Source organism: Nocardia thraciensis (genome assembly GCF_054782435.1).
Genome location: NZ_BAAGSM010000043.1, coordinates 308,149 through 329,247, shown reverse-complemented (window position 1 = coordinate 329,247; position 21,099 = coordinate 308,149). Strand labels below are relative to the sequence as shown.

The window sequence follows — 21,099 nt, the reverse complement described above, 5'->3', positions numbered from 1 at the left end:
AGGCTCCCCGTGACGGCGGTTCGTTTGCTCGTACTCGGCGCGGTCCGGCGGCACGGCCGCGCGCACGGCTACCAGGTGCGCGCGGATCTGGAGTCCTGGGGCGCGCACGAATGGGCCAGGGCCACTTCGGGTTCGGTGTACCACGCGCTGAAGTCGCTCACCAAGGACGAGCTGCTGCGCGCGCACGAATCCGCCCCGAGCCAGGCGGGCGGGCCGCCGCGCACGGAATACGAACTGACCGCGGAGGGCGAGCAGGCCTACCTCGAACTGCTGCGCTCGGCCCTCGCCCGCCGTGATCCGCGCCTGGACATGCTCGCGGCCGCGGTCGGCTTCATCGACGACCTCCCCCGCGCGGACGCCGTCGCGCTGCTCCGCGATCGGGCGCGCGAGCTCGCCGAATGGCGCGCGAGCATCACCTCCCACCTGCCCCCGGACACCGACCTCGACGCCTGGGGTCCGGTCGGCGAGGTCATCGGCCTGTGGCTCGACACGGCCGACAGCCGCGCGGCCTGGACCCGGCGCCTCATCGACCGGCTGGAGGGCGGGGCGTTCCGCATGGCCGACGACTGACGCCGTGGACGCTCACGCATGCGCGAGAGCGTCGCGGCGATGTCCGATCCGGCCGCCGCCCGGTGTACTGGGTTCATGCAAACGACAAGCACCACCACCCAGACGTTCGGCGCCATCTCCCTGGTGGTGGCCGCCCTCTCGACCGGCCTGCTGGCCGGTGTGTTCTACGCCTACGCCAGTTCGGTGATGCTGGCGCTGCGGCAGGTCGACGACCGCACCTTCGTAGACGTGATGAACAAGATCAACAATGTCATCGTCAACCCGGCCTTCATGTTCAGCTTCCTCGGCTCGGTCGTCTTCACGGTCGTCGCGGCGGCCCTGCACCTGCGGACGGACCAGCGCATGGTGCTGTGGTGGATCCTGGCCGCGCTGGCGCTCAATATCGTCAGCTTCCTGATCACCTCGGCGGGCAATATTCCGCTGAACAATCAGCTGGCCGCCGTCACAGACGGCGACGACCTCGCAGCCCTGCGGCAGCAGTTCGAAGGGCCCTGGGTGCGGCTGAACATCCTGCGCGCGCTTGCCAACACCGGCGCCCTCGGCGCGCTGGCCTGGGCGCTGCGGTGCGCGGGCCGGGGGTGAGACATCCTGCACCCCAGCACATCCCACCTCCGGCGAGCCGAATTCGGCTCGCCGGTTCAGCTTTCGGGGAGACCGTGTCCCGGCTACCGCGAAACCGTCGCTCCGGCGTGCTGGGCGATCCCGGACCGGTGGCCCATATCGGCGCGCAGATCAGCAGCCGCCTGGATAGTGCTGTCGTACATGGGATCACCTCGCGGTCAGATTTCGATCTCGCGCCGCACGACCTTCCCTGTCGCGTTGCGCGGCAACGGCTTATCGGTGATCACCCAGCGGGCGGGGACCTTGAAGTAGGCCAGTCGTGCCGCGGCGAAGTCGCGCAGCGCCGCCGCGGTCACCGCGGCCGGATCGGCGACGACCACGACGGCCGCCACCTCTTGGCCGAGGTCCGCGTGCGGCGCCCCGAGCACCGCCGACTCCAGCACGGCCGGATGCTCGTCGAGCACGTTCTCGATCTCGGTGGGGTACACGTTCTCCCCGCCGCGCAGGATGAGATCCGAACGGCGGCCGGACAATCGCAGCCGCCCGTCCTCGAACGTCCCGAAATCGCCCGTCCGCAGCCAGCGGCCGGAATCGATGGCGGCGGCGGTGGCGGCCTCGTCGTTCCAGTACCCGACCATCACGTACGGGCTGCGGACGCAGATTTCGCCCTCCTCACCGTCGGGCAGCAGCCGGCCCTCGGGGTCGCGGATCTCCACCGCGACGCCGAGTATGGGGCGGCCCACGGTCTCGGGATGCGCGATCAGCTCGGGAGGCGTGGCAACTGTTGCGGCCGTGCCGCTTTCGGTCAGCCCGTAGCTGGTCGTCAGCGCCACCTGCGCGACCGGCAACCGCTCGCGCAACCGCCGATGGAACGCCGGGGAGGACGGGGCGGCATTGAGCGAGAACGCCGTCAGCGCCGACAGGTCGTAGCCGGACAGATCGTGGTCGAGTATCCGGCTCGCCATCGTCGGCACCGCACCCCAGTTGGTGACCCGCTCGCGCTCCACCAGTCGCAGCAGCCGGTCGACGTCGAAGGCGCCCTGGTGGATCGCGACGGCGGCACCGGTCGCCAGCCGCGGGATCACCAGGTTGTGCAGGCTGGCGATGTGGAACAGCGGCGAGGTGAGCAGGAAGCGCTTATCGCTCGGCTCCCGGTGCGGCAGGCCGCGGAAGGCCGCCGTCAGCGCATCGGTGAAACGGTGATAGTCCGTGACGGCCACCAGGTTTCGATGCGAATGCACCACGCCCTTGGGGCGTCCGCTGGTGCCGCTGGTGTACAGGATCACCGCCGGATCGTCCTCGGCCACTGCGGTTCTCGGATTCGCACCGGCGTACTCGGCGAGCAGCCGCGGCAGGTCGTCCTCCATCGTGAGCACGGGGACGGCCGCCGCGGAATCCTGGCCGCGCCCCTCGTCCAGCAGCGACTCGCTGGTCGCGTCTGTTCTTATCGCGTCTGCCCTTTTCGCGTCCGCGATGACCACGGCCGGTCGGGTGTGCTCGAGCCCGTAGGCGATCTCCCGCGGCGCCCACCACGCGTTGTAGCCGACGGGAATCGCGCCCAGACACTGTGCCGCCCAGAAGGCGACGACCCATTCCGGGCTGTTGGCGGCCAGGATGCCGATGCGGTCGCCCTTGCCGACCCCGTACCGCTCCGCCAGCGCCTGCGCCAGCGCACCGGCCGCGGCCGCGTGCTCTGCGAACGACATCCGGCTGTCCGCGGTCACCAGGTATTCGCGCTCCTCCCAGGCGAGGGAGGCGTCGAGCAGTTCCGCCAGTGAACGGCGGCGATGGCGCAGCACCGGGATCGGTGCCCCGAGCACCCGCTCCACAGCCAGTTCGAACGGCCCACCCGGGCCGGTCAGTTCGGCGGCGATCCGGGCGGCAGCAGCCTGTGCGGGCTCTCGTAGCAGCCGGGACGGTTCGCGTGGGTCCAACTTCTGCTCTCCTATGGCAACGAAACTAGAACTTGTTGCACTCGTGACGTGACACACGCTAGCAGTCGCTGGACACCGGGGTTCGCTCCGCGACGAGCAGAAGCGGCTGACCCGCGCCCGGATCGTCGACGCGGCGCGGCAGCTGTTCGAGGGTCAGGGGTATTCGAGCGTGCGCGTCGACGACATCGCGGCGGCCGTCGGCTGCAGTCGCGCCACCTTCTACCTGCACTTCACCGGTAAGGCCGAGGCGCTGCGCGCCATCGCTGCGGATAGAACTCCTGGTGGCCCAGCTGGAACGGTTCTTCACCCGCTGGGCCATACAGGGCACCATCGACGTCACCGCCGCCCGCGCCGCCGAGGTGCTGACCGACATCTGGTTCCCGGCCCTGCGAACTCCCGGCTGACCGACGCCGACTCAGCTCGCGACCGAGCCCTCCGGCTCCTCTGCCGGTGCGGACGAGACGTCGTATACCCCGAGGTCGAAGCGACGGGTCTCCCGGCGGGACGGCCAGGTGGCGCCGGGCTCGTGATCAGGTCGCTCCACGAACGCACCCCGTCCAGCTTCTGTGAACGGTTGCACACCCATCGTAGATACTCCGGAACCCCCGGGTCCTACTTCCGCGGCAGCCTGCGTGCGTAGCCGACACCGCGGTCGATCCAGCCGCGCAGCGCGTCGTCGTCCGCCAGCAGTGTGGTGTCCACCCGCAGCCAGTTGTGCATCGACCGCCCGCCCATCACCATCGGCGCGACCAGTTCACCGTCGACGAGACGGTCCACCTCGGCGGGATCGACCCGGACCAGCAGGCCGCCCTTGCCGCTGGCGGCCACCGCCATATTGCCGCCCACCATGAACGACAGCCCGCCGAACATCTTCTTCTCGACCGTCTCCGGCAGCATGGGGCCGAGCAGATCACGGATCCGGTCGGCCAGTTCCTCGTCATAGGCCATACGGGCATTGTGACCTCCGCCACCGACAAGTTCGTCCGCACGAAGAATTCGCCCCGAATTCCCCAGCGATGGACGGTGTCCGAGTTGCCACGACCCGCGGCCTTGACGAGCATTCGACGTCATGCCGTCGAATCGCTTGAACCCGCCTGGCGATATCCCCGACACCGGGATTCCCGAGCCGTTGGCCGCCACCATGACCATGGCCGAGCAGCACGAATGGCACCGCGCCTACCTGCGTCGGCACTCGGTATCGCGGCGCAACTTCCTGCGCGGAGCGGCCGCGGCGGTGGCGGCCGTCGGCACCTCTCCCTTCGCGGGTCGCGCCTACGCCGAGGACGCCCGGCTGACGATCGGCGGTCGGCACGTCGGATTCGGCGCCGATGCCGCCAGCCAGCTCCGGTTCTCGGCGCAGCTGTCGCGAAACCCCAACGGCGCCAAGGTTTTCCTCGACCACGGCGCCACCCCCGCATTGGGCGGCAGCGTCGAGGCGGAGGTGCGCGACCTGGTCACCCAGATCCCGAGCAGCGACGGCGGCGTGCTCGCGGCCGAACAGTTCTACGTGCACGCGCCGATCGACGGGCTGCCGGGCCGGATGCCGCACTTCTACCGGTGGCGCACCTCCGACGGTTTCGTGGGCGAGATCCGGTCGGCGGCCACCGCCATGCCCACCGCGCGAAACGCCGTGCTGCCCTTCCGGTTCACGATGATGGGCGATCAGGGCACCGACGAGGCGCCGGGGCAGCCCGCCGGGGTGGCGCCCGGCGACTACGACGACATGTACTACAAGGCCGACAACGAGCCGACCGTGCGGCACGCGGACAATGTGATGCGCCAAATCGTCGCCGCCCGACCGGATTTCCACGTGCTCGCGGGCGATATCGCCTACGCCGATCCCTCCGGCGCGGGCAAGAGCCCGCAGTTCGTGCCCTCGGGCGGCAAGGCGGGCAGCGGATTCGACAAGTTCAACCCGTACGTGTGGGACGTGTACCTCGGCGCCATAGAGGCCAGCGCGTCGACCACCCCGTGGATGTTCGCCACCGGCAACCACGATATGGAGGCCGCCTACGGCGCCAACGGCTACGGCGGACACCTTGCGCGCCTGGACTTCCCGGGCAACGGACCGGCCGGGTGCCCCTCGGCCTATTCGTTCACCTACGGCAATGTGGCGGTGCTGTCGCTGGACGCCAACGACATCTCCTACGAGATCAGGGCCAACACCGGATACTCCGGCGGCGCCCAGACCGGTTGGGCGGAAAGGACTCTCGCCGCCTACCGGGCCGATCCGAATATCGACTTCATCGTCTGCTTCTTCCACCACTGCGCCTACTCGACCACCGAATCGCACGCCAGCGACGGCGGCCTGCGCGACGCGTGGTGCGGTCTGTTCGACCGCTATGAGGTGGATCTGGTGCTGCAGGGCCACAATCATGTCTTCGAGCGCACCGACCCCATCCGCGCCGCACGCGCGACCAAGGTGGCGGGCGACAACGCGATCGTCTATCCGGAATCCGACGGCACCGTGTACTACACCGTCGGCGGCGGCGGGCGGCCCCGCTACGAATTCCAGCCCGGCTCGCAGGAGACCTATCGCGGCCACGAACTCGCCGACACCGCGGTGCCCAACAGCTACGTGTGGACCGCGGACGGCGGCAAACAGGACGAGGCGGCGCCGTGGTCGCGAGTGCGCTTCCGCAACTACTCGTTCCTCCGGGTCGACGTGCGGCCGGGCTTCTTCGCCAGTGAAATGGACGTCGTCGCGGTCGACGAGTACGGCCGCGAATTCGACAAGCTCACCTACCGCCGCACCCGCCCATGACCCACCCATGGAACCGCACATGACCCGGGCACGTTCCCGCATGACCCACCCACGTTCCCGCACATGGCCCGGGCACGTCCCCGCACATGACCCGGGCACGTTTCCGTGCACGACCCGGCCACGTTTCCGCGCATGACCGGCCACGTCCCGCACATGACCTGCGCATGACCGCCCATGTTCCCGGCGCGCTTTTGGCCGGGATCACACCCCGAGGGCGGCGGCGAACAGCGGCCACGAATTGTGCACGTCGTCCTCCCAATAGGGCCAGGCGTGGGTGCCCGGCCGGAAGGCCACGGTGGCCGGAATGCCCAGCGCATCAAGGCGGTCGGCCAGTTCGCGGGTGCAGCCGTTGACGACCGACTCCATCACGCCGCCCACCGCGATCCGGTCGGCGAGCTTGGCGGCGTTGCCCGCGATCGACGGGTCGGCGAGGGTGTCGTGCACGCCCGGACTCCCGCTACCGGCGGACATGTACAGCGCCACACCGCGCAGGCGGTCGGCGTTGATCACCGGGTCGTGCGCCACCCAGGCCGGATTGTCCGGCCCGCCCCACATATTGGCCGCATTCGCCCCGAAAACGCCCAGCTGCGAATGGACGAAGGCGCGGGCCACCGGGTCGTTGGTGCGCGGGCATCCGCTGTAGGAGCCCACGGCCCGGTACATCCCCGGCGCGTGGATCGCCAGATCCAGCGCCGAGGTGGCCGACATCGACGTTCCCGCAACGGCATTGCGCCCGTTCATCCGGAAGTGCTGTTCCAGCAGCGGCGGCAGTTCCCGAATCAGGAAGGTGGACCACTGGTTTCGGCCCAGCACCGGATCGTCGGACACCCAGTCGGTGTAGAAGCTGGCCCGCCCGCCCATCGGCACGATCAGGTTGACCGGCTTGTCGGAGAAGAACTGCGCGACATCGGTGCGGGCGGTCCACGGGCCGCCGTCCTCGCCGCCGTCGACGGCATTGAGCAGATACAGCGCCGGGGCCCCCGCGCCGGGATGCGACACCCAGACCGTGACCGGCTTGCGCATCGCCACGGAATGGACGACCACCTCGAACTGGCGGCCGCCCAGCGGCCGGACGTCGAGAATTGCCGGAGTTTCGCCGGTATCGGCGACCGCGGAGACCGGTAGAACGACGGCAAACATCACGAACAGGACAGCCAGACAGCGCGGTAGCCGGTGCATTCACGGAGTATCGCACTGTCACAGGGTGTTCATCGTCGATGTCGGCGGGCGTGTTCGCCCCTGCGCGGCGCTTCCTGCCCGGGGGCGGGCCGAACAGCTATCGGCACGATGTGGTTTGCCGGACGGGGTCAGCGCGCCGGGGCCGTGGTTTCGGCGGCCTGCGCGAGGTGGTCGGCGAGGACGGGTCCGATGACGGCGACGACATCGGAATTGGTCAGCTGGGCATGGGTAGCGTCGACCGGGTGCTCGATCAGCTCGCCGGTGACATAGGGCCGCCAGACCTCCGCGTCGAGCAGCCCGGTGATGCCGCGCGTGGCCGAAAAGTACAGCAGGTCACCGTCATACACCTTGGGCCGATAGCCGTGGGCCAGCGCCACACCGACCAGATACCCGCGGTGCAGGCGTTCGAGCTGGCTCGCGGACAGTCCGCTGCCGAAACAGGCTCCCGCACCGGCCAATTCGGCCGCGGCCTCGGCGGCGGTGACGTCCGGGGCGGCATCGGCGTCCTCGGGCTCGTCGCCGAGCAGGTGGGTCAGCAGGTCGCGCATGCGCGGTCGCGGCGGCGGCTCGGCTCCCGCGGGTATGACGACGCTGTCCAACATCGCCAGCACGGCGACCGCGGCGCCCCGATCGCGCAGTCGTGCGGCGACGGCGTGTGCGATCTGCCCGCCCAGGGACCAGCCGAGCAGGTGATACGGACCCTCCGGCTGCATATCGAGCATGATGTCGATGTAATGGTCGGCCAGGTCCTCGATGGTCATGGGCGCATCCGCCAGCGCGCTCGCCTGCAGCCCGTAGACGGGACGATCGGTGATGTAGCGGGCCAGCCCGGCGTAACACCATGCCAGCGGCACCGCGGAGTGGACGCAGAACAGGGGTGGCCGAATTCCGCTGCGGCGCAACGCGAGCAGTGCGCCGAGCGCGTCGTCGTCGGTGGCCGAGTCGTCCCCCGCCAGCCGCTCGGCCAGCAGGCGCACGGTCGGGGCGGCGTAGAGCCAGCGGACCGTCACCGGCACACCGGTCTTCTCGGTCAGTTCGGCCGAGACGGCCACGCCCAGTAGGGAATTCCCGCCCAGCTCGAAGAAATCGTCGTCCAGGCCGACCCCGGACCGGCCGAGGACGGCCGCGAAGCGGTCCGCGACCACCTGCTCCAGGGTCGTGCGCGGGGCGCGATACGGGCGTTCGGCGAGGCTCGGCGGCGGCAGCGCGGCACGGTTCACTTTTCCGTTGCCCGCCAGCGGCAGTTCGCCGAGTTCGAGCAGCGCCGAAGGCACCAGGGCGGGCGGCAACTCGCCGCGCAGCCGCCGCAGGATCGCGGCGGTGTCCAACCGGACACCGTCGGCGGCCACGACGTAACCGACCAGGCGGGCGCTCGGTTCTCCCGGGTCGGCGACCACGACGACCGCGTAGGCGATCCCGGGCACGGCCAGCAGCGCCGATTCGACCTCCGCCGGTTCGACCCGGCGGCCGTGCACCTGAACCTGTCCGTCGATCCGGCCGAAGAACTCGAACGAACCGTCGGGCGCGACGCCGACCAGGTCGCCGGTGCGGTACAGCCGCCGACCGGCCGCGAACGGATCCGCGACGAAGCGCGCCGCGGTACCGGCCGGATTCCCGAGGTAGTACTCGGCGACCCCGATACCGCCCAGATACAGCTCGCCCCTGGCGCCCGCGCGCACCTGCCGCAGCCGCGAGTCCAGCGCGACCGCGAGCACGCCGGGCAGCGGCCGCCCGATCGTCACCGGCTCGTCGGCGGACATGGCGGCGGTCTCCGTCGCCATCACCGTGGCTTCGGTCGGGCCGTAGCCGTTGAACAACCGCACCCGGGACGCCCACTGCCGCACCAGCTTCGCCGGGCACGCCTCCCCGCCGATGGCCACGGCCGCCAGCCCCGGCACCTCATCGGGCGACAGCGTGGCCAGCACGGCGGGCGCGGTCTGCAGGAGAGTGCAGCCGGAGTCGCGGATCAACCGGGCCAGATCGGTGCCCGCCGCCACGGAGGGCGGCGCCACGACCAGCTGTCCCCCCGCCCGGAACGCGGCGAGCAGTTCGAGCAAGTGCGCATCGAAGGTCGAGGTGTGCGAGTGCAGCAGCACCGAGTCCAGGCCGAGGTCGTAGTGCCCGATCAGATAGTCGATCAGCGAGCCCAGGCCGCGATGACTGACCGCCACGCCCTTCGGGAGGCCCGTGGTGCCCGAGGTGTAGATGACGTACGCGGCCTGGTCGTGGTGCACCACCCGCCGCAGCTCGCGGTCGGCGATCGGCGTCGCGGGGTGCCGTGCGGCCACGGTCTCGGGGCCGTCGAGCACGAGCCAATCCACACCGGTACATCCCGCTAATCCCCTTGCGGCACAAGATGATAGGTGACCACGCACCGAGTGGATCGTAATCCCGTGGCGGGCACCGGAATCGGCGATCACCGTGGCTGTTCGTGTTACGGGGTCGGCCGGGTCGACGGGAAGGAGGCAGGCGCCCGCCTTCGCGACAACCCACAGGGCGAGCACGGATTCCAGCGACCGCGGTATCGCCACGACGACGATGTCCCCGGGACCCGCGCCCCGGGCCAGCAGCTCGCGCGCCCAACGCGACGACGATTCGTCGATCTCCCGATAGGTCATCGCCCGGTCGCCGTCCCGCACAGCCACCGCCTCCGGCGCCCGGTCCGCGCACAACAGTTCACGCAGCAGTCGCACCGGGCCCGCAGGAGGCAGCACCTTCGGCGGCGCGACGGCGCAGCCCAAACCTGTTGCCGGAAAGTCGGTTTCGGCCGCGAGGAAGTCGCGGAAGTACTCGAGGAACAGGCGGTGCTGCGCGACCACCACCGCGCGCGGGTAGCGTGCCGGGTTCGCCTGGAAGTCGATGCTCACCGAGCGCTCGTCGGGTCCCGCCTGGTAGCCGTTGACCTGCAGATCCGGGACGGGCCCGAGCGCCAGCAGGCGGGCGTGGCCGACGATAGGTCCCAGCCGCAGCGGCTCGACGAACCCGAGCACGTTGAGGACGGGGCCGAACCCGCCGAGCATCGCCTCGTGCCCGTCCGCCATATCCTCGTGCCGGAGACGCTGATGTCGCAGCGCTCCGATCACCTTCGTACGGACCTGGGCGACAACGGATCCGACGGTGGCCACGTCCAGCCCGGTCAGCCGCAGCGGAACCACGTTCGACATCGCGCCCGCCGACCGTCGCAGGGCGAGTGTCGTGCGAGCGGGGACGGGCATCGTCAGCGTGATGTCCGACCGGGCCGCCGCGCGCGCCAGGTAACAGGCGAACGCCGCCATGACCAACTCCGGGAAGGTGGCCCCGTGCCGGGCCTGCGCGTCGGCGAGCAGTCGCGCCGCCGCGTCGTCCAGGGCGCCGCCGACATGGTGCGGGACGGCCATCGGCGGCGCCGGTCGCCCGGCCAGGCCCGTCGGGCCGTCGAATCCGGCCAGCTGGTCGCGCCAGTACGCCCGGTCGGCACGCGCCCGCGGCGATTCCAGATAGGCCCGCTCATCGGCCAGGATCTCCGCCACCGACATCGCCGCGCATTCCGCGGCCGCGTCGTCGCCGACCTCCGTCCGGTACAGCTGCGCCGTCCGGCGCAGCACCGCGGCGGCGCCGACACCGTCCAGCGCGATGTGATGGCTGCGAAGATAGAGCAAATGCCGCGTCGGCGTCACCGCGTAAACGGCGGCGACGGTCAGGTCGTCGGCGAGGGGATCGAGGGGCGTCGTGTGGTCCCGCGTCATGCGCCGCCGCGCCGCCGCCACCGGGTCTGCCTCGCCCGTCAGGTCGACCATCTCCAGCGGCAGGTCCGCGGCCGCGTCGACGTACTGGCGCGGGTAGCCGTCGACGAGAAGAAAGCGCAGGTGTGGCGATTGGAGTTCGCGCGCCGCGCGCCGCGCGCAGGCCGCGATCGACTCGATCTCCAGGGGCCCGGACAGATCCAGGTACATGGCGACGGTGACCGGAACATCCGGATACAGCTGCTGTACCAGCCACCAGGCCCACTGCGCCTTCGACAGCGGATAGGTCTCCCCGGTGCCGGGATCCGGCCGTGCCGTCAACACGCCTCCCTCGGAGTCGGACAACCGTTGCCGTTTCGGAGCAAACTTACGGCATGCGCTGTGAACCATCGGTGATCTCCGCGGGACGCTCCGCCGTGACCGCCGAAACCGATCCGGTGGCCCCGGCCCTGCCCGCCCCGCGCGGCCAGCTGTCCGGCGCGCTCGTCCGGCTGCTGCGCGGCGACACCTGCTGTACGGATATCGATATCGCCGCCGCGGACCCGTACGGCGACGATCTGCAGTTGGCCCTGCATGTCTGCTACGAACTGCACTATCACGGCTTCGCCGGGGTGGATCCGCGCTGGGAGTGGGATCCGGCGCTGCTGCGGCGGCGCGCTCAACTGGAGCAGCGCTTCCTGACCGCGCTGCGCTCCGACGTCGCGGGCGGGCAGGACCTCGACGCCGAACTGGAACGGCTGGTGACCGAGCCGGTCGAGCCCGCCGGTGTCGGATCGTTCCTGCTCGGCGAGGGCCGGTGGTGGCAGGTGTGCGAGTACTTCGCGCACCGCTCGATCTACCACCACAAGGAGGCCGATCCGTACGCGTGGGTGATCCCGCGCCTGCGCGGGCAGGCCAAGGCCGCGCTGGTCGCGGTGGAGTTCGACGAGTTCGGCGGCGGCCGCGGGGACCGGGTGCACGCCCGGCTGTTCGCGGACCTGCTCGACGGCGCCGGACTGAATTCCGACTACCTGCACTACCTGGACGCGGCGTGCGCGCCGATGCTGGCGCTGGTGAACATGATGTCGCTGTTCGGCCTGCACCGCGCCCTGCGGGGCGCGCTGGTCGGCCACTTCGCCGCGGTGGAGATCACGTCGCCGCCCGCGTCGCGCCGCATGGCCGACACGCTGCTGCGGCTGCGGGCCGACCCGGCGTGTGTGCGGTTCTACACCGAACACGTCGAGGCGGACGCCGTGCACGAGCAGATCATGCGCCGCGAGGTGCTCGGCGACCTGCTCGCCCACGAACCGGACCTCACCGAGTCGGTCGTCCTCGGCATCCAGGCGACCGACCTACTCGAGGACCGCATCGAGCGCCACCTGCTCGACAGCTGGCGCTCCGGGCGCAGCTCCCTGCGCGCCACCGCGCCGAGGGAGACCGACTAAGTGCGCCGCCCCGCGCGACCCTCGGACATGATCCTGGTGCGCGTGCCCGGCGTGTACCGGCCGCAGGAGGATACGAGGCTGCTCATCCGCGCGATGGCCGCGGCGGCGATACCGCCGGGCGGGACGATGCTCGACGTCTGCACCGGATCCGGGGCCGTCGCCGTCGCCGCGGCGCTCCGCGGTCGCGCCGAACACGTTACCGCCGTGGATGTTTCGCGATCCGCACTGATCTCGGCGTGGCTCAACAGCCGACTGCGCCGCACCCGGATCGAGCTGCTGCACGGCGAGTTCACCGAGGTGCTCGGTCACCGCCGCTTCGACGCGGTGCTGGCCAACCCGCCCTACCTCCCCGGCCCCGTATCCACTCCCCCGCGCGGACCCGCCCGCGCATGGGAGGCGGGACCCGACGGCCGGGCGGTGCTCGACCCGCTGTGCCGGATACTGCCGAATCTGTTGAACCCGCAGGGTATCGGCCTGATCGTGCACTCGTCGCTGTGCGATGTCGACGCCACCGTCCGGGACCTGCGCGACGGCGGCCTGAAGGCCGCGATCGTGGCCCGGGAGATCAACGAGTTCGGTCCCGTGCTGCGCGCCCGCGCGCCCTGGCTGGAATCGGCCGGACTGATCGAGCCCGGTCAACGATACGAGGAGTTGGTGGTCGTCCGTGCCGACCGAACCGCAGCGTGACCCCCGCCGCGTCGTCCTCACCAAGGACGGCCCGGCCTTGATCGAGGGGCCGGTGGACCTGGTCACCGACGACGGCGCCACCGTCCACTGCGACCGGTTCGTGGTCGCGGTATGCCTGTGCCGCCGCTCGCGCGACTACCCGCTCTGCGACACCAGCCACCGCCGCCACCGCCGCGGCTGAGATCCGCTCACTCGGGGCAGAGCCGGTCCAGCGCGGCCTGGCCAAAGCGTGCCGGAACGACAGGAATGAAGGGCGCACCGGAAATGACAGGGACGACCGTAGGTCACGCGGCCGTGCGGGCGAGGTCCCGGGCGGCCGCCCGATAGCGGTCGGCGAGCAGGCGGACGACCGCGGGGTGGACGCCGATGGGTTCGGCGACCCCGTCGGCGCCGCACTCGTGCAGGCGCTGGTGGAACAGCCCGTGGGCCAGCAGGTAGGAGGCGATGAATACCCGCCGCGCACCCGATTCCCGCAGTGACGCAACGACTTCCGGGACGCGCGGCGCACCCGTGGCGATGTGGGCCAGGCGCACCGGAGCCGCCAGCTGTTCGCTCAGCATCATGGTGGCCCGGCGCACATCGCGCCGGGCGCGAGCATCCGACGATCCGGCGGCCGCGCAGACTACCGCATCACCCGGCCGCCAGCCCACGGCGCGCAACCGCATCCGCATGATCCGCGCCAGCGCCGGATCGGGCCCCATCGCGGGCGTCACCGCGACGGCCGCGTGGCAGCTCTCGGCCACCTCACGCGGCACATCCTGGTACACGTGATAGCCGGAGGCGAGGAAGGCCGGAACCACCACGGCCGGGCCGGGATTCAGATCACGCAGCACCTCGGCGGGCGAGGGCCCGAGCACATCCACGAATGCGGTCCGGACCATCGCCGCACCGCTTCCGACCTCGGGCACGCCGAGTTCGTGCCCGACCGCCTCCGCCAGCGCGGCGATCATCTCCACCCCCCGCGAACTTCTGGTGCCGTGGGCGACCAGCACCAGGGCCGGGCCGCTCATCACACCCCCGCCAGCGGCGCGGGGCGCTGCGCCCGCTGCGCCGGACCGGTGTCGCGGTCCCCGTACCCCACCGCCGGACGCGGACTGTTGTCGACGCACTCGGCCGGATCCAACGCCAGCCGATAGCCCCGTTTCACCACTGTCTGAATGGCTTTCGGTGTGCCCAGCCCGGCGCGCAGCCGCGCGATACCGGTCTCCACCGCGTGCGTGTCGTCACCGCCGCCGGGCAGCGCCGCCAGCAGGTCCTCGCGGGAGACGACCCGGCCGGGCTGTCGCGCGAGCGCCCGCATCAGCGCCATCGGCGCCGGAGCCAGCTGCCGCACCTGATCGTCGACGACCACGCACCCGCCGCGAACGCTGAGCACGTGCCCGGCCGCGTGAATACGGTTGGCGCGCCGCGGCAATTCCTCGGCGACGTGCCGCGCCAACGCGCCCAGCCGCGCCCGGCCGGGCATGGTGGTGGGCACGCCCAGCTCCTCCAGCGGCGCGGCGGTGATCGGCCCGACACACGCGGGCAGCACCCGCGCGCGGAACGCGTGCAGCACGGCCTCCAGCAGTCCGGTTTCCTTGGCGCGCATAAGGGTCGAGGCCACAGCCGGGGCACTGGTGAAGGTGACGCAGTCCAGCGCCGAGGTGACGATCGCCTCGATCAGCCGGTCCAGCGGCACCGGATCCTCCGGCGGAATCCAGCGATACACCGGCACCGGCACGACATCGGCTCCGGCACAACGCAATACCTCGCAGAAGTCCGGTACCGGCTCCCACTCGGTGGTCGCGCCGTGCAATTGCACCGCGATGCGCACGCCCTCGACCCCCTCGGCGAGCAGGTGGTCGAGCACCTCCGCCGAGGACTCGGACGCCGGTGACCACTCCTCGCGCAGCTCGGCGGCGCGGATGGCGCCCTTGGCCTTCGGGCCGCGGGCGAGCAGGCGGGTGGAGCCCAGCGTGGTGCGCAGATCCTCGGCCGAGCCCCACCCTTCCGCTGCCTCCATCCAGCCGCGGAAGCCGATGCCCGTGGTGGCGACGGAGATCTGGGGCGGGTCGGCGACCAACTGCCGGGTCACTCGCTCCAGTTCGTTGTCGTCGGCCAGTGGGATGATCCGAATAGCCGGGGCGGCAATGATATTCGCGCCGCGCCGGGTCAGCAGCGTGGCCAACTCCTCGGCGCGACGGGCGGCCGTGATGCCGATGGTGAAGCCGTCCAGGCATCCGGCGGAGGTCGCGGGGTCGACGGTCATGGCGATTCCTCACCGGCACAGCCCGCGAGCTCGTCCGACACCACCGGCTCGTTCGACACCGACACGACGCCGTCGACCACGCGCACGGCATAGACCGGCAGCGCCATCGCGTCGTCGTCCAGGCAGCGCCCGTCGACCAGCGAGAACGCCTGCTTGAGCAGCGGGGAGGCCACCACGGGCACGCCGCCGCGATCGCCCACGATGCCGCGCGACATCACCGCGGCCCGCCCGAACGGATCGATATTGCCGACGGCGTAGAGGGTGCCGTCGGATAGCAGGAACAGGGCGGCCTGCCGCCCGCCTTTCAGCAACACCGCCACGCCGCGGCCCGGAATCAGATAATCGAAGCGGCAGGCCGAGGTCCAACCGGTGAGGGTGGCCTGAGCAATACCAGGGATGTCGATCACGGTCATCGGTAACTCTCCTCCGAACGCTCTACCTATTGGTACCGGCGTCCTGTTTCCACGCGATTACGCGCCTATTTCCCCCGCATGGCGGCGTCAACACCGCTGGTGACCGGGAGCTCGGGCATGCCGAGCAGGACCGGGACCTTGCGTTCCCCGCTGTCGTCGAAACCGATCGTCGGATCCGACTCCTCCGGCGCGTTGACGAACGAGACGAACCGCGACAGTTTCGCCGGATCCTCCAGCACCGCGGCCCACTCGTCCTTGTAGCCGTCGACGTGCCTGGCCATGGCGGCCTCCAACTCGTCGGCGAGTCCGAGCGAGTCCTCGCATACGACCTGCTTGACGTACTCGATCCCGCCCTCGAGCGACTCCTGCCAGGGCGCGGTGCGCTGCAGCCGGTCGGCGGTGCGGATGTAGAACATCAGGTACCGGTCGATGTACTTGATCAGCGTCTCGTCGTCGAGATCACCGGCCAGCAGCACCGCGTGCTTCGGGGTGAGGCCGCCGTTGCCGCCGACGTACAGGTTCCAGCCGTGCTCGGTGGCGATGACGCCGACGTCCTTGCCGCGCGCCTCGGCGCATTCGCGGGCGCATCCGGACACGGCCAGCTTGAGCTTGTGCGGCGACCGCAGCCCGCGGTACCGCCGCTCCAGCCGCACCGCCATGCCGACCGAATCCTGCTGCCCGTACCGGCACCAGGTGGAGCCGACGCAGCTCTTCACCGTGCGCAGCGATTTGCCGTACGCGTGACCGGATTCCATGCCGACGTCGACCAGCCGCTGCCAGATCTTGGGCAGCTGCTCCACCCGCGCACCGAACAGGTCGATCCGCTGACCGCCGGTGACCTTCACGTAGAGCCCGAAATCCTTGGCGATCTGGCCGATCTCGATCAGCTGCTCCGGCGTGCACTCACCGCCGGGCATACGCGGCACCACCGAATAGGTGCCGTTCTTCTGCATATTGGCCAGGAAGTGATCGTTGGTGTCCTGCAGCGCCGCCATCTCACCGTCGAGAATGTGGTCGCTCGAGGTGGAGGCGAGGATCGAGGCCACCGCGGGCTTGCAGATATCGCAGCCGGATCCCTTGCCGTGCTTGGCGATCAGCTCCGAGAACGTGCGAATGCCGGTGACCTGCACGATCCCGAACAGCTCCTGGCGCGACTGCTCGAAGTGCTCGCACAGCGCCTTGGACATCTCCACGCCGGACTGCTCGAGCAGCTTCTTGAGCATGGGAACGCAACCGCCGCAGGAGGTTCCGGCGGACGTGCAGCTCTTGATGCCCGGGACGTCGCACGCGCCCTCCGCGATCGCGCCGCGGATCGCGCCCTTGGACACGTTGTTGCAGGAGCAGATCTGGGCGTCGTCGGGCAGCGCGTCGGCGCCCAATTCCGCTCCGGCGGGCGAGATCAGCGCGGCGGGCTCGGCGGGTAGCTCGCTGCCGACCAGCGGCCGCAGCGCGGCGTACTGCGAGGCATCGCCGACCAGGATGCCGCCCAGCAGCGTCTTGGCGTCGTCGGAGAGAACCAGTTTGGCGTAGGTGCCCTTGGCCGCGTCGTGCAGCACGACCGACAGCGCGCCCTCGGTGACGCCGTGCGCGTCGCCGAAGCTGGCGACATCCACGCCGAGCAGCTTCAGCTTGGTGGACAGGTCCGCGCCCGGGAATTCGCCTGCGCCGCCGAGCAATCGGTCCGCCACGATCTCCGCGGTCGTGTACCCGGGAGCGACCAGTCCATAGCAGGTCCCCGCCACCGCGGCTACCTCGCCGACGGCGTAGATGTGTGGATCGGAGCTCCGCAGTCCGAGGTCGGTGACGACGCCGCCGCGCGGACCGACCTCCAGCCCGGCATCGCGGGCGATCTGGTCGCGCGGGCGGATACCGGCCGAGAACACCACCAGCGACGCGTCGATGGTCGACTCGTCCGACAGCGTGACCTGCAGTCCCGCACCGTCTTCCGACCGCTCGATCGAGGAAGTGCCGACCCCGGTGTGCACGTGCAGGCCGAGGTCGGTGACCAGCCGCTCCAGGATGGCGCCGCCGCCCTCGTCCACCTGCACCGGCATCAACCGCGGCGCGAACTCGACCACGTGTGGCGTCATACCCATGAGCCGCAACGCATTCGCGGCCTCCAGACCCAGCAGGCCGCCGCCGACCACCACGCCGACCGCGCCCGGCCCGGCGGCCTCGGCGGCCGACCGGATGCCGTCCAGATCCTCGATGGTGCGGTAGACGAAGCACTCCGGCCGGTCGTGCCCCGGCACCGGCGGAACGAACGCGTACGAACCGGTCGCGAGCACCATGGCGTCGTAGCCGATCACATCGCCGGTAGAGGTGGTGATCTTGCGGGCGCCGCGGTCGACGGTCTCGGCCCGCACCCCCAGCCGCAGATCCACCAGATCGTCACCGGCGTATTCGTTGCCCGGCAGCGCCAGCTGCTTCGCATCCCAGCTGCCGACGTAGGACGACAGGCCGACGCGGTCGTAGGCGGGCTGCGGCTCCTCGCCGAGGATCACGACCTGCCAGCGGCCATCGGTGTCGCGCGAGCGCAGCGCCTCGACGAAGCGGTGCCCGACCATGCCGTGACCGACGACCACCACGGTCTTGCGCCGAGTGGGTTCCACAGTGGGGTTCATGGGTGTCCTCCGAGTGGTTCTGGTCAGGCTCTGGGCCGACGGTTGGTGGACCGGGATCCGGTGCCCGGCAGGCTGTTTCCGGACCCGAGCTCGGCCTCGAGCACGAACGCCTCGGCTTCGACGACGACGTCGTGCTCCGGCCGCGCCGGGCGGCGACGGGCGCTCGGGCGACGCAGGAAGACCGCCCAGCACACCGCGGCGCACGCGAGGTAGAAGGCCATGAAGACCCAGAACGCGGTGGTCGCGGACTTGGTGGAGGCGTAGGAGGAACGCAGCACCAGGTTGATGCCGACGCCGCCGAGGGCGCCGATCGCCCCGACGACACCGATCAGCGCGCCCGCGGTGTTCTGCGACCACGCCGCGCGGCTGGCCGAATCCCCCAGCAGGCTGCGCGATTTCGCGTCGAACACCGACGGGATGATCTTGGTGACCGCGCCGTTGCCGATGCCCGAGATCACGAACAGCGCGATGAACCCGGCCACCAGCGCGACCATCACGCCACCGGTCGGCACGTGGTTGTTGCCGTCGGCGACGGCGCTCGCCCCGGCCACCACGATCGCGGCCACCGTCATGGCGACGAAGCTGTAGAGCGTGACCCGGCTGCCGCCGAAGCGGTCGGCCAGCTTGCCGCCCTGCGGGCGCGCCAGCGATCCCAGCAGCGGTCCGATGAAGGCGATCGCCGCGGCGTGCAGGGCGGCATCCGCGGGTTTGCCGCCGCCCGCGACGAAGCTGATCTGCAGCACCTGACCGAAGGCGAAACCGAAGCCGATGAACGAGCCGAAGGTGCCGATGTAGAGGAAGGCGATCGCCCACGACTGCGGCACCTTCAGCGCGGTGATCATGTAGGAGTAGTTCGCCTTCTGATTGCGGACGTTGTCCATCTTCAATGCCGCGCCCAGGGCCGCGACCACGATCAGCGCCAGGTACACCAGGCACACCGCCGACGCGTTGCCGTAGGCGTTGCCCAGCGTGGCGATCACGCCGAGGCCGACCAACTGGATGACCGGAACGCCGAGGTTGCCGCCACCGGCGTTCATGCCCAGCGCCCAGCCCTTGAGCCGCTGCGGGTAGAAGACGTTGATATTGGTCATCGACGAGGCGAAGTTGCCGCCGCCGACGCCCGCGAACGCCGCCACGATCAGGAACGTCGTGTACGAGGTGCCCGGCTGGTTGATGAAATACAACGTGAGCAGGGTCGGAACCAGCAGCGCGAGCGCCGAGAAGATCGTCCAGTTGCGCCCGCCGAACCTGGCGGTGGCGACGGTGTAGGGGATCCGCAGCACGCCGCCGACCAGCGTCGGCACCGCGCCCAGGAAGAACTTCCCGGCCGTGTCGATGTGGAAGACGTCGGTGGGCATGAACAGCACCATCACCGACCAGATCGACCAGACCGAGAACCCGACGTGCTCGGCGAAGACCGACCAGATCAGATTGCGGCGCGCGATGTACTTACCACCGGCCTCCCAGGCGTCGACGTCCTCGGCATCCCAATGCTCGATGTCGTGATTGCGCGTCAGCGTGCTCACTGATGGGCCTCCTGAATTGCGGGATGGCCCCAAGGTAGAAAACCGGTATTGCGCCGATGCTGCGCGAAATGACCGTCAAATCAACGGTTGCTCACGATTACCCGAACGGGCCCGTGAGAACCGGGTGAATGTTTCGTGCCTGTGACACAACGGTTTCCGCGCGTCAAAAATCGCCCACTGCCGAATTGCCGACCGGTGAGGGCAAGGGCGGCAAGTGTTTCGGCCCACACTCGCTTGCCGTTGGCCAACATACTGGCCCACGCCTCACCGGTCGGCAAGTCCTACGGTGAATTCAGCTCCAGGTGTCTTCCAGCATCCGCGGCTTGCACGCCTGCCAGGCCCCGGCCAGCAGCACCAGCACCGCGACCACCAGCAGCGCGAACGGCACGCCCCAGCCCTCGGTCAGGTCGTGCAGCACGCCGAACAGCAGCGGGCCGACGCACGCGACGGTGTAGCCGACGCCCTGGGTGAAGCCGGACAGCGCCGCCGACCCGGCCTGGGTGCGGGTGCGCAGGTTGATCAGCGTCAGCGCCATCGGGAAGGTGCTCGGGCCCAGCCCCAGCAGGATCACCCACAGCCACGGCGCGCTCATCGGCGCCGTCAGCAGCCCAGCGAAGGCTACGAAAAAGGCTATGGCACAACCGATCACGATAGGGAACGGATTGCCCACGCGCGCGGTCACGCTCGGCGCCGTCAGCGCCGCGACCAGTCCCACGAAGGAGAAGACACCGACCATCGTGCCGCCGAACGCCGCCGACGCGCCGTCGTCGGCCAGGATCTTGGGCAGCCAGGTGAACATGGCGTAGGTGGTCAGCGAGGTCATGCCGAACATCCCGGCCATCCCCCACGCCACCGGCGAGCGCCACACCTTGCCCTCGGCGGGGGTGTGCTGCGGCGGCAGTGCCGTCGTGTCCTTCGCGGCTCGCCCGCGGCGATCGCGCAGCACACCCAGCCACGGCAGCGCGGCGGCGAAGCCCAGCAGCGACCACAGCCCCAGCGACACCCGCCAGCCCGCGGCCTCCGCTACCGGCACCGCGATCAGCGCGGGCAGCACGGTGCCCAGCTGCACCATCGTGATGTACAGCGAGCTCAGCACCGCCAGATGATCGGCGAAGTACCGCTTGACCAGCGGCGGAATCACCACGTTGCCGATGCCCATCCCGGCCAGCGCCAGCGCCGACAGCCCCAGCAGCTCCCAGGTGTCGGGGACCGCGGCGCGCGCGAGCTGGCCGACACCGGCCATCAGCATCGCCACCAGCGCGGTGCGCTCGAGGCCCAGCCGCCGCACGAAGATCGGGGTCAGCACGCCCGCGAAGGCGAACATGGCGGTCGGGATCATGCCGAACACGCCGACCACCGCGGTCGAATAGCCGATATCGGCGCCGATCCGCTCGGCCAGCGGGGTGAATGCGGTAACCGCGAGACGCAGCGTGAACGCCGACATGAG

At 70.3% G+C, this 21,099-nt stretch carries 17 protein-coding genes and 1 pseudogene; 7 read left to right on the top strand and 11 right to left on the bottom strand.

Annotation, left to right across the window (positions count from 1 at the left end; genetic code table 11):
• The first annotated feature begins 9 nt into the window (after positions 1 to 9).
• Together ACYVLQ_RS28845 and ACYVLQ_RS28840 are read left to right on the top strand one after the other, a co-directional pair.
• Positions 10 to 570, top strand: a complete 561-nt coding sequence (locus ACYVLQ_RS28845) for a PadR family transcriptional regulator (protein WP_460700653.1) — start codon at positions 10 to 12, stop codon at positions 568 to 570.
• A gap of 75 nt (positions 571 to 645) precedes the next feature.
• Positions 646 to 1,152, top strand: coding sequence for an anthrone oxygenase family protein (locus ACYVLQ_RS28840; RefSeq protein WP_460700652.1), 507 nt, complete (start codon positions 646 to 648; stop codon positions 1,150 to 1,152).
• A gap of 197 nt (positions 1,153 to 1,349) precedes the next feature.
• Here ACYVLQ_RS28840 and casG read toward each other — a convergent pair whose 3' ends face one another.
• The gene (gene casG / locus ACYVLQ_RS28835) at positions 1,350 to 3,041 is read right to left on the bottom strand and encodes a steroid-24-oyl-CoA synthetase (protein WP_460700738.1); all 1,692 of its coding nucleotides are present in this window, start codon (positions 3,039 to 3,041) and stop codon (positions 1,350 to 1,352) included.
• A gap of 130 nt (positions 3,042 to 3,171) precedes the next feature.
• Here casG and ACYVLQ_RS28830 point away from each other — a divergent pair.
• Positions 3,172 to 3,469, top strand: a pseudogene (locus ACYVLQ_RS28830) (helix-turn-helix domain-containing protein).
• 11 nt (positions 3,470 to 3,480) lie between these two features.
• On the opposite strand, the gene ACYVLQ_RS28825 reads toward ACYVLQ_RS28830, so the two are convergent.
• The gene (locus ACYVLQ_RS28825) at positions 3,481 to 3,609 is read right to left on the bottom strand and encodes a hypothetical protein (protein ID WP_460700651.1); all 129 of its coding nucleotides are present in this window, start codon (positions 3,607 to 3,609) and stop codon (positions 3,481 to 3,483) included.
• Between the two features lie 68 nt (positions 3,610 to 3,677).
• Complete coding sequence (locus ACYVLQ_RS28820; RefSeq protein WP_460700650.1) at positions 3,678 to 4,013, bottom strand: TfoX/Sxy family protein; 336 nt, start codon at positions 4,011 to 4,013, stop codon at positions 3,678 to 3,680.
• 121 nt (positions 4,014 to 4,134) lie between these two features.
• On the opposite strand from ACYVLQ_RS28820, the gene ACYVLQ_RS28815 reads away from it, so the two are divergent.
• Positions 4,135 to 5,829: a metallophosphoesterase family protein gene (locus ACYVLQ_RS28815; protein ID WP_460700649.1), complete on the top strand. Its 1,695-nt coding sequence runs from the start codon at positions 4,135 to 4,137 to the stop codon at positions 5,827 to 5,829.
• A 201-nt stretch (positions 5,830 to 6,030) separates the two neighbouring features.
• On the opposite strand, the gene ACYVLQ_RS28810 is transcribed toward ACYVLQ_RS28815, so the two are convergent.
• Together ACYVLQ_RS28810 and ACYVLQ_RS28805 are read right to left on the bottom strand one after the other, a co-directional pair.
• Complete coding sequence (locus ACYVLQ_RS28810) at positions 6,031 to 6,969, bottom strand: alpha/beta hydrolase (RefSeq protein ID WP_460700648.1); 939 nt, start codon at positions 6,967 to 6,969, stop codon at positions 6,031 to 6,033.
• A 167-nt stretch (positions 6,970 to 7,136) separates the two neighbouring features.
• Positions 7,137 to 11,054 carry an amino acid adenylation domain-containing protein gene (locus ACYVLQ_RS28805; protein ID WP_460700647.1) on the bottom strand — a complete coding sequence of 1,306 codons (3,918 nt, stop codon included), beginning with the start codon at positions 11,052 to 11,054 and terminating at the stop codon, positions 7,137 to 7,139.
• A 92-nt stretch (positions 11,055 to 11,146) separates the two neighbouring features.
• On the opposite strand from ACYVLQ_RS28805, the gene ACYVLQ_RS28800 reads away from it, so the two are divergent.
• The 3 genes from ACYVLQ_RS28800 to ACYVLQ_RS28790 are packed head-to-tail and all read left to right on the top strand — an operon-like array spanning position 11,147 to position 13,022.
• The gene (locus tag ACYVLQ_RS28800) at positions 11,147 to 12,154 is read left to right on the top strand and encodes an iron-containing redox enzyme family protein (protein WP_460700737.1); all 1,008 of its coding nucleotides are present in this window, start codon (positions 11,147 to 11,149) and stop codon (positions 12,152 to 12,154) included.
• 27 nt (positions 12,155 to 12,181) lie between these two features.
• A complete protein-coding gene (locus ACYVLQ_RS28795) occupies positions 12,182 to 12,841 on the top strand; it encodes a methyltransferase (RefSeq protein ID WP_460700646.1) in 660 nt (219 codons plus the stop codon).
• On the top strand, positions 12,819 to 13,022 hold the full coding sequence (locus ACYVLQ_RS28790) for a CDGSH iron-sulfur domain-containing protein (protein ID WP_460700645.1): 204 nt from the start codon (positions 12,819 to 12,821) through the stop codon (positions 13,020 to 13,022). The genes ACYVLQ_RS28795 and ACYVLQ_RS28790 overlap by 23 nt, the downstream gene beginning before the upstream one ends.
• A 103-nt stretch (positions 13,023 to 13,125) precedes the next feature.
• Here the strand turns inward: ACYVLQ_RS28790 and ACYVLQ_RS28785 are convergent, their stop codons facing one another.
• From ACYVLQ_RS28785 to ACYVLQ_RS28760, 6 genes are all read right to left on the bottom strand, one after another.
• Positions 13,126 to 13,851, bottom strand: coding sequence for a sirohydrochlorin chelatase (locus ACYVLQ_RS28785; RefSeq protein ID WP_460700644.1), 726 nt, complete (start codon positions 13,849 to 13,851; stop codon positions 13,126 to 13,128).
• Positions 13,851 to 15,089 carry a uroporphyrinogen-III synthase gene (locus ACYVLQ_RS28780; protein ID WP_460700643.1) on the bottom strand — a complete coding sequence of 413 codons (1,239 nt, stop codon included), beginning with the start codon at positions 15,087 to 15,089 and terminating at the stop codon, positions 13,851 to 13,853. The genes ACYVLQ_RS28785 and ACYVLQ_RS28780 overlap by 1 nt, the downstream gene beginning before the upstream one ends.
• Positions 15,086 to 15,502, bottom strand: a complete 417-nt coding sequence (gene nirD, locus ACYVLQ_RS28775; protein ID WP_460700642.1) for a nitrite reductase small subunit NirD — start codon at positions 15,500 to 15,502, stop codon at positions 15,086 to 15,088. The genes ACYVLQ_RS28780 and nirD overlap by 4 nt, the downstream gene beginning before the upstream one ends.
• 65 nt (positions 15,503 to 15,567) lie before the next feature.
• Positions 15,568 to 18,126, bottom strand: a complete 2,559-nt coding sequence (gene nirB, locus ACYVLQ_RS28770) for a nitrite reductase large subunit NirB (RefSeq protein WP_460700641.1) — start codon at positions 18,124 to 18,126, stop codon at positions 15,568 to 15,570.
• 23 nt (positions 18,127 to 18,149) lie between these two features.
• On the bottom strand, positions 18,150 to 19,652 hold the full coding sequence (locus ACYVLQ_RS28765; RefSeq protein ID WP_460700640.1) for a nitrate/nitrite transporter: 1,503 nt from the start codon (positions 19,650 to 19,652) through the stop codon (positions 18,150 to 18,152).
• A 292-nt stretch (positions 19,653 to 19,944) separates the two neighbouring features.
• Positions 19,945 to 21,096, bottom strand: coding sequence for an MFS transporter (locus tag ACYVLQ_RS28760; protein WP_460700736.1), 1,152 nt, complete (start codon positions 21,094 to 21,096; stop codon positions 19,945 to 19,947).
• Positions 21,097 to 21,099: the final 3 nt, after the last annotated feature.

What these genes read in the sequence shown, in the direction of transcription:
- ACYVLQ_RS28785 (WP_460700644.1), bottom strand. Translation starts at nt 13,851, where the DNA reads ATGAGCGGCCCGGCCCTGGTGCTGGTCGCCCACGGCACCAGAAGTTCG.
- ACYVLQ_RS28810 (WP_460700648.1), bottom strand. Translation starts at nt 6,969, where the DNA reads ATGTTTGCCGTCGTTCTACCGGTCTCCGCGGTCGCCGATACCGGCGAA.
- ACYVLQ_RS28815 (WP_460700649.1), top strand. Translation starts at nt 4,135, where the DNA reads ATGCCGTCGAATCGCTTGAACCCGCCTGGCGATATCCCCGACACCGGG.
- ACYVLQ_RS28760 (WP_460700736.1), bottom strand. Translation starts at nt 21,096, where the DNA reads ATGTCGGCGTTCACGCTGCGTCTCGCGGTTACCGCATTCACCCCGCTG.
- ACYVLQ_RS28840 (WP_460700652.1), top strand. Translation starts at nt 646, where the DNA reads ATGCAAACGACAAGCACCACCACCCAGACGTTCGGCGCCATCTCCCTG.
- ACYVLQ_RS28795 (WP_460700646.1), top strand. Translation starts at nt 12,182, where the DNA reads ATGATCCTGGTGCGCGTGCCCGGCGTGTACCGGCCGCAGGAGGATACG.
- ACYVLQ_RS28820 (WP_460700650.1), bottom strand. Translation starts at nt 4,013, where the DNA reads ATGGCCTATGACGAGGAACTGGCCGACCGGATCCGTGATCTGCTCGGC.
- nirD (WP_460700642.1), bottom strand. Translation starts at nt 15,502, where the DNA reads ATGACCGTGATCGACATCCCTGGTATTGCTCAGGCCACCCTCACCGGT.
- nirB (WP_460700641.1), bottom strand. Translation starts at nt 18,126, where the DNA reads ATGAACCCCACTGTGGAACCCACTCGGCGCAAGACCGTGGTGGTCGTC.
- ACYVLQ_RS28780 (WP_460700643.1), bottom strand. Translation starts at nt 15,089, where the DNA reads ATGACCGTCGACCCCGCGACCTCCGCCGGATGCCTGGACGGCTTCACC.